16 protein-coding genes and 4 pseudogenes are annotated in these 16,406 nt (G+C 58.5%); 14 read left to right on the forward strand and 6 right to left on the reverse strand.

Going from position 1 to position 16,406, the window contains the following annotated elements; all coding sequences use genetic code 11:
• Positions 1-23: 23 nt before the first annotated feature.
• Entirely contained in the window at positions 24-230 is a 207-nt protein-coding gene (locus RHM58_RS26880; RefSeq protein ID WP_322268709.1) for a tail protein X, read from the reverse strand.
• Positions 205-366 (reverse strand): annotated as a pseudogene (locus tag RHM58_RS26885) (phage tail protein); the annotation flags it as partial. The pseudogene RHM58_RS26885 and the gene RHM58_RS26880, both read right to left, overlap by 26 nt.
• Between RHM58_RS26885 and RHM58_RS26890 the strand changes: the two are divergent.
• The 3 genes and pseudogenes from RHM58_RS26890 to RHM58_RS26900 all read left to right on the forward strand — a co-directional run bounded on the left by RHM58_RS26890 (position 292) and on the right by RHM58_RS26900 (position 4,458).
• Positions 292-1,400 (forward strand): annotated as a pseudogene (locus RHM58_RS26890) (tyrosine-type recombinase/integrase). The pseudogenes RHM58_RS26885 and RHM58_RS26890 overlap by 75 nt on opposite strands.
• 20 nt (positions 1,401-1,420) lie before the next feature.
• A pseudogene (locus RHM58_RS26895) lies at positions 1,421-3,011 on the forward strand (ABC-F family ATPase).
• 259 nt (positions 3,012-3,270) lie between these two features.
• Positions 3,271-4,458, forward strand: a complete 1,188-nt coding sequence (locus RHM58_RS26900; RefSeq protein WP_322268710.1) for an MFS transporter — start codon at positions 3,271-3,273, stop codon at positions 4,456-4,458.
• A gap of 126 nt (positions 4,459-4,584) precedes the next feature.
• Here RHM58_RS26900 and RHM58_RS26905 read toward each other — a convergent pair whose 3' ends face one another.
• Positions 4,585-5,622: an alpha/beta hydrolase family protein gene (locus tag RHM58_RS26905; RefSeq protein WP_322268711.1), complete on the reverse strand. Its 1,038-nt coding sequence runs from the start codon at positions 5,620-5,622 to the stop codon at positions 4,585-4,587.
• Between the two features lie 277 nt (positions 5,623-5,899).
• Positions 5,900-6,511 carry an FMN-dependent NADH-azoreductase gene (locus RHM58_RS26910; RefSeq protein WP_322268712.1) on the reverse strand — a complete coding sequence of 204 codons (612 nt, stop codon included), beginning with the start codon at positions 6,509-6,511 and terminating at the stop codon, positions 5,900-5,902.
• Positions 6,512-6,642: 131 nt separating this feature from the next.
• Here RHM58_RS26910 and RHM58_RS26915 point away from each other — a divergent pair, with 131 nt between their 5' ends.
• Positions 6,643-7,551, forward strand: coding sequence for a LysR substrate-binding domain-containing protein (locus RHM58_RS26915; protein ID WP_322268713.1), 909 nt, complete (start codon positions 6,643-6,645; stop codon positions 7,549-7,551).
• Positions 7,548-7,907, forward strand: coding sequence for an MmcQ/YjbR family DNA-binding protein (locus tag RHM58_RS26920; protein ID WP_322268714.1), 360 nt, complete (start codon positions 7,548-7,550; stop codon positions 7,905-7,907). Before RHM58_RS26915 ends, RHM58_RS26920 begins: the two co-directional genes overlap by 4 nt.
• Here the strand turns inward: RHM58_RS26920 and RHM58_RS26925 are convergent.
• Both RHM58_RS26925 and RHM58_RS26930 read right to left on the reverse strand, forming a co-directional pair.
• Positions 7,904-8,332, reverse strand: a complete 429-nt coding sequence (locus RHM58_RS26925; protein WP_322268715.1) for a DUF1294 domain-containing protein — start codon at positions 8,330-8,332, stop codon at positions 7,904-7,906. The genes RHM58_RS26920 and RHM58_RS26925 overlap by 4 nt on opposite strands.
• Complete coding sequence (locus RHM58_RS26930; RefSeq protein ID WP_201197558.1) at positions 8,329-9,159, reverse strand: undecaprenyl-diphosphate phosphatase; 831 nt, start codon at positions 9,157-9,159, stop codon at positions 8,329-8,331. The genes RHM58_RS26925 and RHM58_RS26930 overlap by 4 nt, the downstream gene beginning before the upstream one ends.
• 380 nt (positions 9,160-9,539) lie before the next feature.
• Here RHM58_RS26930 and RHM58_RS34155 point away from each other — a divergent pair.
• The 9 genes and pseudogenes from RHM58_RS34155 to RHM58_RS26970 form a co-directional block, all read left to right on the forward strand.
• Positions 9,540-9,961, forward strand: a pseudogene (locus RHM58_RS34155) (cache domain-containing protein); the annotation flags it as partial.
• A gap of 162 nt (positions 9,962-10,123) precedes the next feature.
• Positions 10,124-11,083 (forward strand): methyl-accepting chemotaxis protein, encoded by a 960-nt coding sequence (locus RHM58_RS34160; protein ID WP_416195342.1) that lies wholly within the window; start codon positions 10,124-10,126, stop codon positions 11,081-11,083.
• A 247-nt stretch (positions 11,084-11,330) separates the two neighbouring features.
• Entirely contained in the window at positions 11,331-11,894 is a 564-nt protein-coding gene (gene pnuC, locus RHM58_RS26940; protein ID WP_322268716.1) for a nicotinamide riboside transporter PnuC, read from the forward strand.
• Positions 11,891-12,415: an AAA family ATPase gene (locus tag RHM58_RS26945; protein WP_322268717.1), complete on the forward strand. Its 525-nt coding sequence runs from the start codon at positions 11,891-11,893 to the stop codon at positions 12,413-12,415. The genes pnuC and RHM58_RS26945 overlap by 4 nt, the downstream gene beginning before the upstream one ends.
• Before the next feature lie 359 nt (positions 12,416-12,774).
• Positions 12,775-13,227: a hypothetical protein gene (locus RHM58_RS26950; protein WP_322268718.1), complete on the forward strand. Its 453-nt coding sequence runs from the start codon at positions 12,775-12,777 to the stop codon at positions 13,225-13,227.
• 1 nt (position 13,228) lies between these two features.
• Positions 13,229-13,807 (forward strand): adhesin, encoded by a 579-nt coding sequence (locus tag RHM58_RS26955; protein ID WP_322268719.1) that lies wholly within the window; start codon positions 13,229-13,231, stop codon positions 13,805-13,807.
• 62 nt (positions 13,808-13,869) lie between these two features.
• Positions 13,870-14,829: a heme utilization protein gene (locus RHM58_RS26960; RefSeq protein WP_322268720.1), complete on the forward strand. Its 960-nt coding sequence runs from the start codon at positions 13,870-13,872 to the stop codon at positions 14,827-14,829.
• Positions 14,830-14,894: 65 nt separating this feature from the next.
• Positions 14,895-15,575, forward strand: a complete 681-nt coding sequence (locus tag RHM58_RS26965) for a C39 family peptidase (RefSeq protein WP_322268721.1) — start codon at positions 14,895-14,897, stop codon at positions 15,573-15,575.
• A gap of 44 nt (positions 15,576-15,619) precedes the next feature.
• Entirely contained in the window at positions 15,620-16,366 is a 747-nt protein-coding gene (locus RHM58_RS26970) for a hypothetical protein (protein ID WP_322268722.1), read from the forward strand.
• The last annotated feature ends 40 nt before the right edge of the window (positions 16,367-16,406 follow it).

The raw sequence follows: 16,406 nt of genomic DNA on the forward strand, positions 1-16,406 counted from the left end.
CGGGGTGCCGGCACCGGCCGAGGTCAATCCCACAAGCTGATCCCCTCCTCGGTCGGAGTGGACAGATCTGGCAGCACGATCACCACGCCCGCGCGGTAGGGCTGGGGCTCATCCGCCAGCCCTTGATTGGCATCAAGCACCGCCTCAGTGCTGCCGTTCAGATGGCCATAAACGTTATGGCAAATGACGTCGAGCATGTCGCCGTCAGACGTTCTGCATGTCGTCGCCATAGCGTGCAAACTCCAGAGTGAACCCTTGTTTACGGGGAATCCCGCCGTGCAACAGCGCGCCCTGTTCCTCGTTGATGTTCTTCAAGCACCAGGTCCCCATCACCTCGCCATAGCCCGTGATCAGGGTCAGCGGCTGGACGGCCTGATCAAGCTCGGCCTCTTGGATGACGCCAAGTACGCCGAGCTATTTCCGGGATCGACTGTTTCACTCGGTGGCGTGCCGTCCTTTCACGAGTACGCGCAGTTATGGCTGGATGGCCGGGTTATCACCGACGGCACTCGCAACAACTATAAAGGCGCGCTGAACCTGTATTGGATTCCACCGCTTGCCCTGGTGCGAATCGATCTGATCACCACCACTCTCCTGCGCCGCATCATTGCGGCCACGGAGTGGACGTCTCCGGGTGTTCGGCGCAACGCCATAGTAAAGCTCTCGACCATCCTAGAATCGGCCGTCACTGAAGAGCTGATCAAAAGAACCCGGCGAAGATCATCGACCTCCCGAAGCGGGCGCGTAAGGAGATCAACCCGTTCTCGCTGGACGAGGCGAACCGGATCATCGCCCACCTGTACCAGACTACTCACTGGCCCAGCGGGATCTACGCCGCGTTCATTGAGTTCGCGTTCTTCACCGGACTCCGGCTCTCGGAGGTGGCGGCACTGCGCTGGGATGCCGTTGACCTGGTCAAGCGCCAGGTTCATGTCTGCCGCACCGTGGCGTTGGGTGTAGTCGAAGAGCGCACCAAAACCGGCAAGGATCGCTATGTGCTGCTCAATGAGCGGGCACTGCACGCACTGGAGTACGCCCGTCAGTACACCGAACGTCGCAAAAAAGGCGTCGGCAAGATCAAGGAAACGCCCTACGTATTCCCGCCATCGAAGAACAGCGAGTACATCAAACAGACGTCCGACCTGCATAAGCAGTGGGGACCAGCCCTGAAGGCTTTGGCGATGTCTTATCGGCCACCGTACAACTGCCGTCATACTTATGCGACAATATGCTTAATGTCCAACATGAACCCCGCCTTCATCGCTCAGCAACTTGGCCACAGCGTCCAAATGTTGCTGACGACGTATGCGCGTTGGCTCAACTCAAGCTCAGACTGGGCGGAGCTGGAAAAGCTCCAGATTGGTATCAAATCGGTATCAGGCAAAAACGACCAGCTCTAACCCATTGATAGGTAAGGTAATTGATTTCCACAGCTAACATCACGATGCAGTTCGGCGCCAAGCCGTTATTCGAGAACGTTTCGGTTAAATTCGCAGCGGGTAACCGCTACGGCCTGATCGGCGCCAACGGTTGCGGCAAGTCGACCTTCATGAAAATCCTCGGTAACGATCTCGAGCCGTCCGGCGGCCAGGTCATGCTCGAGCCGAACGTGCGTCTGGGTAAATTGCGCCAGGACCAGTTCGCCTACGAAGAATTCACCGTTATCGACACCGTGATCATGGGTCACGAAGAGTTGTGGAAGGTCAAGGCCGAGCGCGATCGCATCTACTCGCTGCCGGAAATGACCGAAGCAGACGGCATGGCTGTAGCCGAGCTGGAAACCGAGTTCGCCGAAATGGACGGCTACACCGCCGAATCCCGTGCCGGTGAACTGTTGCTGGGCCTGGGTATCGGCATCGAGCAGCACTTCGGCCCGATGAGCGAGGTTTCCCCAGGCTGGAAACTGCGCGTATTGCTGGCTCAGGCGCTGTTCTCCGATCCTGAAGTGCTGTCTGCTCGACGAACCGACCAACCACCTCGACATCAACACCATCCGCTGGCTGGAAAACATTCTGACCCAGCGCTCCAGCCTGATGATCATCATCTCTCACGACCGTCACTTCCTGAACAGCGTGTGCACCCACATGGCTGACCTGGATTACGGCGAGCTGCGCCTGTTCCCGGGCAACTACGACGAGTACATGACCGTGGCGACCCAGTCCCGCGAGCAACTGCTGTCGGACAACGCCAAGAAGAAAGCGCAGATTTCCGAGCTGCAATCGTTCGTCAGCCGCTTCTCGGCCAACGCCTCGAAAGCCAAGCAAGCGACCTCCCGCGCCAAGGCGATCGACAAGATCCAACTGGCCGAGGTCAAGCCTTCGAGCCGTGTGAGCCCGTTCATCCGTTTCGAACAAACCAAGAAGCTGCACCGTCAAGCGGTCATCGTCGAGCGCATGGCCAAAGGCTTCGACGGCAAGCCGCTGTTCAAGGACTTCAGCTTCGTTGTTGAAGCCGGCGAGCGCGTGGCGATCATCGGCCCGAACGGTATCGGCAAAACCACCCTGCTGCGCACCCTGGTCAATGAACTGACCCCGGATGCCGGTACTGTGAAGTGGACCGACGCCGCCGAACTGGGCTACTACGCCCAGGACCACGCGCACGACTTCGAAGACGACTGCAACCTGTTCGACTGGATGGGCCAATGGACCCAGGGCGGCGAGCAAATCGTTCGCGGCACCCTCGGCCGCATGCTGTTCTCCAACGACGAGATTCTGAAGTCGGTCAAGGTTATTTCCGGTGGTGAGCAAGGTCGCATGCTGTTCGGCAAGCTGATCCTGCAGAAGCCGAACGTGCTGATCATGGACGAACCCACCAACCACTTGGACATGGAATCCATCGAGGCGCTGAACCTGGCGCTGGAGAACTACCCGGGCACGCTGATCTTCGTCAGCCACGACCGTGAGTTCGTATCGTCCCTGGCCACCCGCATTATCGAGTTGAGCCCTAGTGGCGTGATCGACTTTAGCGGCACGTACGATGACTACCTGCGTAGTCAGGGCGTCGTGTTCTAAAAGCAGCTATTAGTTTCAAGCTGCAAGTAAAAGCCCTGTCCTGGTGACGGGGCTTTTTGCATTTCAATGTTGGGTACATTGTGGTGCAGAAACCTTCGCGGGCAAGCCTCGCATCCTACGGGTATGCACGTCCCCTGTAGGAGCGAGGCTTGCCCGCGAAGAGGCCCTCAAACCCAACGAACATAGTTAGCCTGCTTCCTTTTATTTCCCGCCCAAGCCATCATGCAGTTCTCCTACCGCCGCCCGCGAACGAGCCCTCATGTCTGCGCAGCAACTACCCCCGCAAAGCTCCATGGCGATCACCCTGCAGATCGTCTCCATCGTCTTCTATACCTTTATTGCCTTCCTCTGCATCGGCCTGCCGATTGCGGTGTTGCCGGGGTATGTCCATGAACAGCTGGGTTTCAGCGCGATCATCGCGGGGCTGACCATCGGCTGCCAATACCTGGCCACCTTGCTCAGCCGCCCGATGGCCGGGCGCATGTCGGACAACATTGGCACCAAGCGGGCAATTGTTTACGGCTTGTCGGGGATTGTGTTGAGTGGCGTGCTGACATTGATTTCAACGTTGCTGCAAAGCGTCCCGCTATTGAGTCTGATGATCCTGATCACCGGCCGGCTACTGTTGGGGATTGCCCAAGGTTTGATCGGCGTCGGCACCATCAGTTGGTGCATGGGCCAGGTCGGCGCCGAGCACACGGCGCGCTCGATTTCCTGGAACGGTATCGCGTCCTACGGTGCCATCGCCATTGGTGCGCCACTGGGGGTGGTGATGGTTGCCGAGTATGGGTTCGCCAGCCTCGGGATTGTCCTGTCGACGCTGGCCCTCGGGGCGCTGTTGCTGATTCGCAACAAGCCGTCAGTGCCGGTGATTCGCGGCGAGCGGCTGCCATTCTGGGCGGTGTTCGGGCGCATTGCTCCATTCGGTGCGAGCCTGAGCCTGGCGTCCATCGGCTACGGCACCCTGACCACTTTTATTACCCTGTATTACCTCAACCGTGGCTGGACCGGCGCCGCGTATTGCCTGACGGTGTTCGGGGTCTGTTTCATTCTGTCGCGGCTGTTATTCATCTCGGCCATCAGCCGTTTCGGCGGTTCCACCTCGGCCATTGCCTGCATGACCATCGAAACCGTCGGGCTGATCATGCTTTGGATGGCGCCGTCCACCGGTTACGCGCTGATCGGCGCCGGGTTGACCGGGTTTGGTTTGTCGCTGGTGTATCCGGCATTGGGAGTCGAGGCGATCAAGCAGGTGCCCAACTCCAGTCGCGGCGCGGGGCTAAGTGCTTATGCAGTGTTTTTTGACCTGGCGCTGGCGATTGCCGGACCGTTGATGGGTGCGGTGGCGTTGAACCTGGGGTATTCGTGGATTTTCTTCAGTGCGGCGTTGTTGTCGGTGACCGGGCTTGGTTTGACGCTGCTCCTGAAACGCCGTGCAACGACCTGACAACAGACCCCACTGTGGGAGCGAGCTTGCTCGCGATGGCGGCTGGACATTCAACAAATTAGTCAACTGTCAGACCACTATCGCGAGCAAGCTCGCTCCCACAGGGGTTATGCAGCGTTCAATACATTATTGATCAGCCGTCTGCATCCCCGCCCGCGTCGGTTTGGCCAAGGCATGTGAAAAGAAACGTCCGGCTTCAGAGACCAGGTTGCGGTGAATGTCTTCGCGATCAACGCCGTCGGCATCGGTGCACAGCGCCGGCATGGCGATGATCTGTTCCTCGTTGCAAGGCGCCATGAACACGAAGTGCCCAGCGCCTGCCAGCAACTTGAAGTCCGGCGCGATCGGCAGTTTGCGCGCCAACGCGGCGGCGTTCTTGTCGAAAGCCACCAGTTTGTCGCCATCACCGCTATAAAGCAGCACCGGCACATGCACGTCGGCCAGGGTATGCCGGCCGAATTTGAGACTCAGGGGCGCCATCAGCAGTAAGGCATGTACGCGCGGGTCGGCCACTGGCACCAAATCATCACGATCCACAATCAGCTCGCCCTGGGTGTTGCACGCATCGCGGTCATCCGGGCGTTGCTGGCAATAGCGCCGCAGCCGATCCAGGTCAGGTGTGGCGCCGGACAGAATCAACGCGGTTTCACCGCCCGCCGAGTAGCCGATAACACCCACCTGATCGGCGTCGACAAAAGGCGCCAGCATCGGGTCACCCAACGTGGCAGTAATCGCTTCGGAAATTTGCAGCGGCCGCCCATAAAGGTTGCTCAGCGTGCCGAGACGGCTGTGATCCTTGGAGTTGTCGCCAGGATGGATCACCGCCACCACTACGAAACCCTTGCGGGCCAGCGAAGTGGCGAGGTCGTGCAAGGCCAGCGGGGTGCCGACGTTGCCATGGGACAGCATCAGCATCGGGAAGCGCCCGATGGCGACTTTGGTGTCTGCACCGGCCTCGACGGTATAGCCCTCGAGTTTGCTGGTGTACGCCTGTTCGCTGGACGGGTAAAAAGCGATGGCGCGCATCGGTTGCAGATCCAGCGGATCGAGGAACGTCATCTCGTGATAGCCGACGCTCGAATATAGATTCGGCGCAGGCCTGGCTTGCACCGTATTCAGGCTGCTGAGTACGCAAATCAGTAACGTTGCACAGAGACGCACCATGGGATGCCCCACCTTTGTTACTTGACTGAAAAGCCCGAAGTGCTCCGAGTGGCGGAGTACGCGGCCTTGTGCCAGTGTTTGCGGCCACTAAGGTCGTTGCAGAACGGGGACGTTAACCCTCGACTGCATAACCTGGGCCAGAACATGAAAAATCGTTAAAAACAAAAAACTCTGTAACTGATCGTTACCATGATCAGAATACAGAGTTTTTCAGATGATGCCCGAGCTGTTTAGTATTCTTTACGCAATGCTTACGAAAGAACCTTAAGAAAGAATCTTAGGCCGCGGCAAACAGTTGCTCGCTGATTTGCGTGTGCGCGTCGCTCATGGCTTTGGTTCTCACTTCATCACCGTAGGCCAGGCCGTGGGCGCGGACGAATTCGATGTCGGTGATGCCCAGGAAACCGAACAGCACTTTCAAGTAGTCTTCGTGAGCGACGCCAGTCGCTTGACCAACGTGCATGCCGCCGGAGGTCGAAACGATTACGACTTTCTTGCCACCGCACAGGCCTTCAGGGCCGGCTTCGGTGTAGCGGAATGTCTGGCCGGCAACGGCGATGCGGTCGATCCAGGCCTTGAGTTGGGTCGGGATGGTGAAGTTGTACATCGGGGCGGCGATAACCACAGCATCCGCGGCAAGGAACTCGGCCAGGGTCGAAGCGCTCAGTTCTGCTTCGTGCTGTTGCGCGGCGTTGCGCAGTTCTGCGGTAGTGCCAGCAGCGACCAAAGTAGTCGAAGAGAAATGGCTGATGGCATCGGCAGCCAGGTCACGGTAAGTCACGACGGCCGAAGTATCAGCGGCTTGCCAGGCTTTAACCACTTCGCCACTCAGCTGACGGGAAGCCGAGTTGTCACCCAAAATGCTCGAATCGATATGCAACAGTTTCATAAGTGATCTCCAGGTGAGGATCGCCACCGGGCGATCTGATGGAGAGGATGCTACAGATGAATCTAATAGCTGATTAGCCCGCAACAATGCGATAGTTCGTCCCACTGATAGAACAGTCGAGTCTCAAACCCATGCAAGACCTTAATGACCTCTACTATTTTGCCAAGGTGGTCGAAGCGGGTGGCTTCGCGGCGGCCGGGCGGTTGCTGGGGATTCCCAAGTCGCGACTGTCGCGGCGCATCGCCGAACTGGAAGAACGCCTGGGCGCGCGCCTGCTACAGCGCACCACCCGGCAACTGAAGTTGACCGCCGTGGGCGAGCGTTACCTGCGTCACTGTCAGGCGATGTTGTTGGAGGCCGAGATGGCCGACGAAGCGGTGGCCAGCATGTCCAGCGAACCCCGGGGGCGACTGCGGGTGTCCTGCCCGGTGGGTTTGGCCAATCAAATGTTGCCGACGGTCATCAGCGACTTCCTGGAGAAGTACCCGCAGGTCCAGCTGGAGGTCATGCTGGTCAACCGTCGGGTGGATCTGGTCACTGAAGGTGTCGATGTCGCCCTGCGCGTCCGCGAGCTGGGGGATGAAGATCCGTTGCTGGTCACCCGGCGTCTGCGTCAAGCGCAGACGCTCATGGTCGCCAGCCCTGCCTTCATGCACGGCCGCGAGATCAATCACCCGGAAGACCTCAAGGGCTTGCCGGTGCTCGGCGCCCTTGAACCCGACCGCATGGTGCATATCCGCATGCTCGATCAACAGGGCAAAAGCTGCGACCTGGCACTGGAAGCACGGCTGGGCATTGACGACTTTATCGTGCGCAGGGCCTGCGCCCTCGCCGGCCAGGGTTTTACGATTCTGCCAATGATGTATTGCGAGTCAGAGCTGGCGGACGGCTCACTGATCCAGTTGCTGCCCGACTGGTCAATGCCTGGCGGCTGGCTGCAAGCGGTCTACCCTCATCGGCGCGGGGTGATGCCGGCTGTACGTGCCTGGCTCGACCATTTGATCGAATCATTCAATGCCTGTGGGGACCGTTTGATATGAAGGCTGGACGCATGAGCGAAGCGGATGTCGCACAGTTTTGCCTGACGCTGCCCGGCGCGCGGGAGGATTACAAATGGGGCGGCGTGCGGGTGTTTTCGATTGCCGGCAACAAGATGTTCGCGTTGCAGAACCTGCGGGGCGATTCCCTGGCGTTCAAGGTCGACAAGGATTTGTTTCTCGGTCATTGCGACCGACCGGGCATTCACCCGGCGCCGTACCTGGCCCGGGCGCAATGGATCATCATGCAGACGCCCTACCCGCTAGGCGCCGAAGAACTGCAAGGCTTGTTGCAACGATCCCACCAATTAGTGGTGAGCAAGTTGCCCAAGCGCACACAGGTAGGACTGCTGCTCTAGAAGAGCGCGAAAAGGTGTGCCCCAAGGAACAACTGGTCGATCCAGAACACCTGATGCAGCAGCACGATCAGCCAGAACACCAGTTGAAACGAGACCTTGCGGGTCTTGTGCCTGAACACCTGCTGAGCCAACAAAGCGCCGGGCCAGCCACCTGCCAGTTCCACTGCGTGCAAGATGTTTTCCGGCGTGCGCCAGGTATCGGCACGAGCCTTGCGCTTGTCGCCCCAGTACAGGAAAAACGCCAGCACGCTGACCACGCCGTAACCCGCCAAGGGAATCACCGAAACGCCGCGCAGCCATAACGACAACGCGCCATACAGCGGCAGCGCACAAAGAGCGGCGAACACCAGCAATTTCAAGCCTAGATGCTGGACCCCGCCCCCGGACTTGCGGCCGGGGTTGTTCCGCGCGCCGGAGTCGTTCATGGCTTGGCGGCAGCCCAATCGATCCAGCCAAACTGCCAGGTCGCCAGGATCACCAGGCCAAACGCAATCCGATACCAGGCAAACGCCGCATAGCTATGAGTGGCAATGAACTTGAGCAGCGCCTTGACCGCGATCATCGCGAAGATGAACGCGGTGATGAAGCCGACGGCGAATACCGGAAAGTCTGCCGGCACGAACAAATGGCGATACTTGAAGCCCGAATAAACCGCCGCGGCGACCATGGTTGGCATGGCCAGGAAGAATGAGAACTCGGTCGCGGTTTTACGCGACAGCCCGAACAACAGGCCGCCAATGATTGTCGAGCCGGAGCGGGATGTCCCCGGGATCATCGCCAGGCACTGGGCGAAACCGACTTTCAGCGCGTCCTGCCAGGTGATGTCGTCGACCGTTTCGGCATGCACTTCGTGCTGACGCTTCTCGGCCCACAACATGATGATCCCGCCGACGACCAACGCCGCCGCTACCGTGATCGGGTTGAACAGGTATTCGTGAATCAAATCGGAAAAAATCACCCCCAGCACCACCGCCGGCATGAAGGCGATCAACAGGTTGGCGGTAAAGCGACGCGCACTCGGCTGGGTCGGGAGGCCAGTGACCACGTCGAGGATTTTGCGGCGAAACTCCCAGACCACGGCCAGAATCGCGCCTAACTGGATAATGATGTTGAATGCAATGGCGCGCTCACCACCGAAGTTGAGCAAGTCCGCAACAATGATCTGGTGTCCGGTACTCGAAATGGGCAAAAACTCCGTCAGCCCTTCTACAACTCCAAGAATCAGCGCCTGAAAGGCGGTCCAAAGGTCCATCAATCCCCCAAAGGCGTTGCATCTAGGCACGCCCCGTTAATATTTTTAATACGTCACTGCGCTCAGCGTAGCTGAAGTTTCGTGCACACAGGATCCCTACGAAACGGTAAAAATTCCGTGAAAAATCAACTTGGATTCAGGTTTTTCCGTGCGAGGCCGAAATCCTATCAGAGATGCCTGATTAACGCCGTCGCGTAATTGGACTTGCGTCGCATAGCCCCAACCGGCAAAGCGTGGTTGGATGCTGGCGACCGTTTATTACAAGAAAAAGAATCCGGAGTGACAGCGTTATGAACAGCTTGCGCAGTGTGTCGATCAGCCGACGCTTGTGGCTCATCTTGATCGTGGCCATCGTGATGTTACTGACGCTGGGCGTGTTGATGCTCAAACAGATCCACGACGACCTGTACGACGGCAAAGCGCAGAAAACCCAGCATGTGGTGCAGACCGCCAGTGGCATTCTGAACTATTACCACGACCTGGAAACCGCCGGCACCCTCACCCGCGAGGCTGCGCAAAAACAGGCGCTGACCGTGGTTCGCGGACTGCGCTACGACCAGAACGACTACTTCTGGATCAACGACCTGACGCCGGTGATGATCATGCACCCGGCCAACCCGAAACTTGAAGGCCAGAACCTTTCGACGATCCGCGACCCGGATGGTTTTGCGCTGTTCAACGAAATGGTCGCCATCGCCAAGGCCAAGGGTGCCGGCATGGTCGATTACCGTTGGCCGAAACCGGGCGCCAGTGCGCCGGTAGAAAAACCTCCTACGTCAAACTGTTCGAGCCTTGGGGCTGGGTGATCGGCTCGGGCGTGTACATCGATGACATGCAAGCCGAGTTCTACGGCCAGGTCTGGGAAGCGTCGTTTATCGGCGTGGCAATTGCCCTGATCATGGCGCTGCTGGTGATCATGATTGCCCGCAGCATCGTGCGTCCGCTGCAAGAAACGGTGAACGCCATGGCCAACATTGCCAGCGGCGAAAGCGACCTGACCCGCAGCCTCGACACTCACGGCCAGGACGAAGTCACGCAACTGGCGCGGCACTTCAACGCCTTCACCGCCAAGCTGCGCCAGGTGATCAGCCAGTTGCAGGTCTCTGCCAGCGCCTTGGGCCAGTCTTCCAGCGATATGGGTAACGACGCCGCGCAAGCTCAGCAACGCAGTCAGCAGCAGTCCCAGCAAATGGAACTGGTGGCAACCGCGATCAATGAAGTGACCTACGGCGTGCAGGATGTGGCCAAGAACGCTGAACATGCAGCCAGCGAAATGCGCGACGCCGAGTCTCAGGCGCAGCAAGGCCAGGTCAACATCGATGGCAGCTTGCAGCAGATTGATAAACTCTCCAGCACCATTGATCAGGCGGTCGAAGTGATTCGCACCCTCGCCGCCGAAAGCACGCAGATTGGCAGCGTGCTGGAAGTGATCCGCTCGATTGCCGAACAAACCAACCTGCTGGCACTCAACGCCGCCATCGAAGCCGCCCGGGCCGGCGAGCAAGGTCGTGGGTTTGCGGTGGTGGCCGATGAGGTGCGTCTGCTGGCTCAGCGCACCCAGAAGTCCACGGCGGAGATCCAGTCGATGATCGAACGCCTGCAAAATCACTCCGAAGCAGCGGTCAAGGTGATCGGCGACAGCAGCCGGGCGTCGCAACTGACCATCGAACAGGCGGGGCTGGCCGGTGCGAGCCTGAGCGCTATCGGCCAGGCTCTGCGCAACCTCAACGGGCTGAACGCGTCGATTGCCAGCGCCACCCTGCAACAGGCCCATGTGGTGGAAGACATCAACCAGAACGTCACCCAGGCGGCCGGGCTGTCCCACAGCACGGCACTGGCGGCGGAGCAGTCGAGTTTGGCCAGTGTTCACCTGAAGGAATTGAGCGAGCAGTTGAACGGGTTGCTCAAACAGTTTCGCGTCTAGGCAACACCACTCACTGTGGCGAGGGGCTTGCCCCCGTCCGGCTGCGCAGCAGTCGCCAAACCCTACAACCGAGGTGTGCCTGATACATCGCAGTTGCAGGGCTTGGGAGCGCTACGCACTCCAACGGGGGCAAGCCCCTCGCCACAAAAGTCCGCTCCGGCACTCCCGTAGGAGCTGCCGAAGGCTGCGATCTTTTGATCTTCCCGCTACAATCCGCCCCCTCTTCGATTTCCCCCAAGGAACCTCCATGTCCGGGCTTGAACTGTTTGCGGCCGCCCTCGGCGTGATTGCCGTCTGGCTGACGGTCAAACAGAACCCCTGGTGCTGGCCGATCGGGCTGGCGATGGTGCTGCTTTACACCTGGATTTTCTTCGACGTGAAGCTGTATTCGGACATGCTGCTACAAGTGGTTTACGCCGCATTGCAACTCTATGGCTGGTGGCAGTGGACCCGCGCAGGCGACGCCCATGACGGCCGGCAAGTCAGTGAACTCGGTGCCCGCTCGACCATGCTCGGGCTGGCGGCGGGCGCCATTGGCAGCCTGTTGCTGGGCGCGGCAATGGCTCACTGGACCGATGCCGCCCAACCCTGGCTCGATGCCGCGCTAACTGGTTTCAGCCTGGTGGCGCAGTTATGGATGGCACAAAAGCGTGTGCAATGCTGGCCGTTGTGGATTGTCCTCGATGTGATTTTTGTCGGGCTGTTCATTTACAAAGGCCTGTACCTGACCGCGACCCTCTACGGTTTGTTCACAGTAATTGCGGTACAGGGCTGGCGTGAATGGCGCACCGATCCGGCGTTGCACGCATGAAAGTGCTGGTACTCACCGGCCCCGAATCCAGCGGCAAGAGCTGGTTGGCGGCCGGGCTCAAAACACAGTTCGGCGGTGTGCTGGTCGATGAATACGTGCGCTGGTTCATCGACCAGAACCCCCGGGACACCTGCCTCGCCGACATCCCCGAAATCTCCCGCGGCCAACTGCAATGGGAAGATCAGGCCCGGGCCGGGCAGCCGCACTTGTTGATTCTGGATACGCATTTATTGAGCAACATTCTCTGGAGCCAGACCCTGTTCGGCGACTGCCCGGCCTGGATCGAGCAGGCGCTGCTGGCTCGACACTACGACTTGCACTTGCTGCTGTCGCCTGAGCAGGTCAACTGGACGGACGATGGTCAGCGGTGTCAGCCCTCGCTTGATGAGCGTCGAGCATTTTTCAATGCCACCCACGCTTGGCTGGCACAGCATCAACAACCCTTCCAAGTGCTGCAAGGGGACTGGGCTGAACGCCGGGCTCAAGCAATACGAGCCGTCACCCTGTTGCTCGCCTCCTGACCTTGCCTTTGGGGCGAAAGCCCCAGTGTTTACCCCTGATTCAGAGGCAAAGTGTCCATTCCTGAAACACTTCCCTTCCCGAAAAAGCCCCGTTTGAGCACCCTTCATCGTCCTGTCATGGCACCTGTTAAGGTTCTGATACACCTTGGCGCAAACCCTTGTTCTAGAGCTTTTGGACTGCATCAGCCCATTGCACGCGGTAGGTAGTGTCTCAGCCATGAAACAGTTCAAACATCGTCTCTTCAGACCTTTCCGCTAACCCGTTGAAATAAAACAACAATCAAAAAGCGGCACAGCTTTCGCTCTCTCCTTCATAACGCTGACAGAAGCCAGCCCACAACGAAGAAGGAATTGCTGCCGTGGGAACTTTCAATAAAGGTTTGACGAATGTACTGCTGATCGGGTGTGCCGTCAGCGCCCTCACCAGTCTTCCCGTCATGGCCGATGGCAATGGCGTGATCATTCTCCAACGTCAGGTTCAACCGATTCCGATAGGCCGTACCGGCGGCAAAGACCCCTACCCGACCACTGTTAGTGCCAACCCTTCGGCAAACGTCGTCCAGGCGACCCAGGGTGGGGAACTCAGCGACAGTGATTTCGCAGGTGTCGCCAGCGGTTCATCGATCAGCAACATGGTCAACTTCAACGGTGCCGGCGCTCAGAACCTGAACGTTGTAAGTGGTTCCAACGGCATGCCTGGTGTGGGCGGTGGCAGCGGTAATGCTGCTGGGGCCGGGGCTTCGATCTCCGGAACCATTAACCACGCCCTTGGCGCCGGCCTCGCCCCGCTGACCAATCTGGGGGGACAATGAAATGAAGTTCTCTCTGATCTTCATCGCCCTGCTGGCCAGTGCCGGCGCCATGGCCGACTCCAATGTGCCTGTGGTCAACAGCGCCACTATTCAGAGTTCCGGCGCCCAGTACAGCGGCAATCTGGGCGTTAACCAAGCGGCTGGCGATCAATCGCAGCAGACCAACGCCCGGGCCATCGCCATTGGCAACAATGCCTCGGCGACCACCATCGTGAACCAGAACATCAATACACCCGCCGATCCGCGGATGAACGCAACCGCCAGCATCGGTGGCAACTCTTTCAGCAACGGCAGCGGCGTATTGGGCGTCAACCAATCGGCCGGCGCCAACAACCAGATGGCCAACGCTATGCGAATCAGCATCGGTGCCGGGCCGCAAAGTATCGACGATAGCGTCCTTTCTCAACAGAACGTGACGCCGTCAACCAGCTCAGGAGCAACTGACGCTTCAAACGGCAGCCGCCAGGTCACTACCAGTGACCAGGCCTTCACCGGCAGCCGCGGAGTGATTCAGGTGAACCAGAGTGCCGGGGTGGGAAACCAGATAGCTAACACCCTGAGCATCCGGGTCGCGAACTGACCCAATTGCAGTGCAGCAGGACGTACCAACACTTAACCAACTAATGAGCAAGGAGAAACACCATGAAACCTACAATGGCTCTTCAACCACTGGTTTTCGCTCTGGCAGCAGTGATGGCAATGGCAGCACAAGCAGGCGGTGGCAATGAGGGTGACCAACACGGTCACAAACCTCCTCCACACCAAATCACCGCAGGCGCAACTGCCACCGCAATCGACGCACAAGACAGCGACGGCAACGTGGTGAACAACCAAGGCACCCAAAACACCTCGACCATCGGCAATTCGCTGAACGGGTCCAGCGGCAACATGGCTGCAAACACTGCAGCCGGTACCGGCAACCAACAAGACAACGCCGCCGCTATCGCCTCCGACGAGGCCTTTATCTTCGGTACGGCCAACGGCGCCAGCTCTCTGTCTACAGTGAGCCAAGTCAACAACAACAACTATGCGAATAACTACTCGACATCTAACCTTGCCACGATCATGAACTCCGGCAACGGCAGCTCCGGCAACATGGGCCTGAACTCGGCGGCAGGCGACTTCAACCAACAGAAAAACAACATGGCGATTTCTTCTGGCACAAACGGCCAATCGCAGGCTATCGCTGCATCGACCCAGTCTTCCACCGGGCTGGTTGTTGAGAACCAAGGCGTTCAGACCTTCAAGAAAGATACTCTTACCGGTACTTTCCAAGGCGCTGGTGCCTTCGTGGCAACAGGCGTAGCCAAAACCAAAGCCGACGACGATCATGGCAGCCACGGCGGCTATGGCGATAATAACCGTGGCGGCAAAGGCAAAGGCGACAGCACCTCCACCTTCGTTGCAGTGGGCGCTTTCGAACTGGGCGGCGTGACTACCCAGCAAGTCCTGACCCCAACCGGCTGGACAGCACCTGTGACCAACAACGCCAGCGTTTGGTTCTCGGGCAACGGTTCTTCCGGCAACATCGGCGTGAACTCCGTGGCGGGTTACGGCAACCAACAAGCCAACAGCCTGTCGGTCTCGTCGGTCAGTCACTAATCTGGACCGTCAACAAAGCCCCGGCAACGGGGCTTTTCCACACTCCAGAAATAGGCGTATCGATCATGCGTATGGCCGCCTTCACCGTCTTGCTGTGCCTGTGTGGTGTTACTCAAGCCGCCCAGATGCCTGTAGCCGCCCTTCCTGGCGGCATGCTGGTCTTTAAGCACGTGCAAAGTATTCGTGAGCGCAAGTTCACCGATATCGTCGAGCAAAAAACTGATTTCAGTTGTGGTGCCGCTGCACTGGCTACCGTATTGCGCCAGGCCTATTGGCTCGACGTCGATGAGGAGCACATCATCAAAGGCATGCTGGTCAACGCTGACCAGAACCTTGTTCGTACCCAGGGTTTCTCCATGCTGGACATGAAGCACTACCTGGAAAGCATCGGCATGCGTGCCAGAGGCTACAAGATCCCTCCTGAAAAGCTGGATGCAGTCTCGATTCCGGTTGTCGTCCTGATGGACATTCGTGGCTACAAGCACTTCGTGGTGATGCAGCGGGCGGACAAGGATTGGGTCTACGTCGGTGACCCGGTACTTGGCCATAAACGCTATGCCCATGATGACTTTGTCAAAGGCTGGAACGGCATCGTCTTCGCTGTCGTCGGCCCCGGTTATGACAAAACCAACGCGTTACGCGACCCTCCAGCGCCGCTGACGGCCAAGAACAAACTCGATGAGTTCAGTCCGGTCAGAGACGCAGAACTGATGGAATTCGGTTTTATTCAGAGCGACTTCTTTTAGCGCCTAATAATGATAAAAGGGGCAGGACGCTCCGGGAGCAACAGATGAAAACCTCATACTGGCTGGCCGCCGCCTGCCTGGCAGCAAGTGCGTCAAGCTTTGCCAATGAAGGATTCAAACCTATCGCCGTCAGCGATCAAGAGCTCGGTGAGCTACGCGGTCGCTTCGTCATGCCGGGGCGCATCATCAGCTTCGGCATCGTCATGAGCAGTACCTGGCGCAATGCCAGTGGTGACCTGATCGGGGCTACCTCCTCGATGCAGATCCAGTCTTCCACCGTCAAACCCCAATTTTATGTATCCACCATCAAGCAAACCGGTAACGGCAGCACGCCAACCCAAGGCACCGGCAATGTGATCGGTGGCGCCGGTCTCAACTCTACCCAAGGCGTTACCCAGAGCGTACGCGCCGCAGGCGACAGCAACACGGCCTATAACGACGTTGGCATCAATGTCACTCAATCCAGTACGGCACCTGCACTGGCACCGGCCCAAGGTCAGGTGTTGATGAACGGCCAGACGATCAGCGGCAGCAACGGCGCCGGCAGTGTCGCCATTTCCAGTTTCAGTGGCGGTGTGCAAATGGCCATTCAGGCCAGCAACAATCAAGGTACAGCCCTGCAACAAGTGGCCCAGAGTGGCTTGCTCCAAAACACCACATTGCTGGGCAACAGCAACGCGGTCAACAATCAGACTTTGCTCAATGTTGTGCTCAATAACAACATCAATCCTGGCGCGGGCGCCTCGCAGAATCTTAATCAACTCAAGGGACTACGCAATTTAGGATATTGAACTACGCTGACTCTCGATCATTAGGCTTAAAGGGACGGCT

It is taken from the genome of Pseudomonas sp. 10S4, assembly GCF_034344865.1.
Taxonomy (GTDB): domain Bacteria; phylum Pseudomonadota; class Gammaproteobacteria; order Pseudomonadales; family Pseudomonadaceae; genus Aquipseudomonas.

Excerpts from the sequence above, each read along its gene's own strand:
- RHM58_RS26880 (WP_322268709.1), bottom strand. The coding sequence starts at position 230 with ATGGCGACGACATGCAGAACGTCTGACGGCGACATGCTCGACGTCATT.
- RHM58_RS26900 (WP_322268710.1), top strand. The coding sequence starts at position 3,271 with ATGTCTGCGCAGCAACTACCCCCGCAAAGCTCCATGGCGATCACCCTG.
- RHM58_RS26905 (WP_322268711.1), bottom strand. The coding sequence starts at position 5,622 with ATGGTGCGTCTCTGTGCAACGTTACTGATTTGCGTACTCAGCAGCCTG.
- RHM58_RS26910 (WP_322268712.1), bottom strand. The coding sequence starts at position 6,511 with ATGAAACTGTTGCATATCGATTCGAGCATTTTGGGTGACAACTCGGCT.
- RHM58_RS26915 (WP_322268713.1), top strand. The coding sequence starts at position 6,643 with ATGCAAGACCTTAATGACCTCTACTATTTTGCCAAGGTGGTCGAAGCG.
- RHM58_RS26920 (WP_322268714.1), top strand. The coding sequence starts at position 7,548 with ATGAAGGCTGGACGCATGAGCGAAGCGGATGTCGCACAGTTTTGCCTG.
- RHM58_RS26925 (WP_322268715.1), bottom strand. The coding sequence starts at position 8,332 with ATGAACGACTCCGGCGCGCGGAACAACCCCGGCCGCAAGTCCGGGGGC.
- RHM58_RS26930 (WP_201197558.1), bottom strand. The coding sequence starts at position 9,159 with ATGGACCTTTGGACCGCCTTTCAGGCGCTGATTCTTGGAGTTGTAGAA.
- RHM58_RS34160 (WP_416195342.1), top strand. The coding sequence starts at position 10,124 with ATGGCCAACATTGCCAGCGGCGAAAGCGACCTGACCCGCAGCCTCGAC.
- pnuC (WP_322268716.1), top strand. The coding sequence starts at position 11,331 with ATGTCCGGGCTTGAACTGTTTGCGGCCGCCCTCGGCGTGATTGCCGTC.
- RHM58_RS26945 (WP_322268717.1), top strand. The coding sequence starts at position 11,891 with ATGAAAGTGCTGGTACTCACCGGCCCCGAATCCAGCGGCAAGAGCTGG.
- RHM58_RS26955 (WP_322268719.1), top strand. The coding sequence starts at position 13,229 with ATGAAGTTCTCTCTGATCTTCATCGCCCTGCTGGCCAGTGCCGGCGCC.
- RHM58_RS26960 (WP_322268720.1), top strand. The coding sequence starts at position 13,870 with ATGAAACCTACAATGGCTCTTCAACCACTGGTTTTCGCTCTGGCAGCA.
- RHM58_RS26965 (WP_322268721.1), top strand. The coding sequence starts at position 14,895 with ATGCGTATGGCCGCCTTCACCGTCTTGCTGTGCCTGTGTGGTGTTACT.
- RHM58_RS26970 (WP_322268722.1), top strand. The coding sequence starts at position 15,620 with ATGAAAACCTCATACTGGCTGGCCGCCGCCTGCCTGGCAGCAAGTGCG.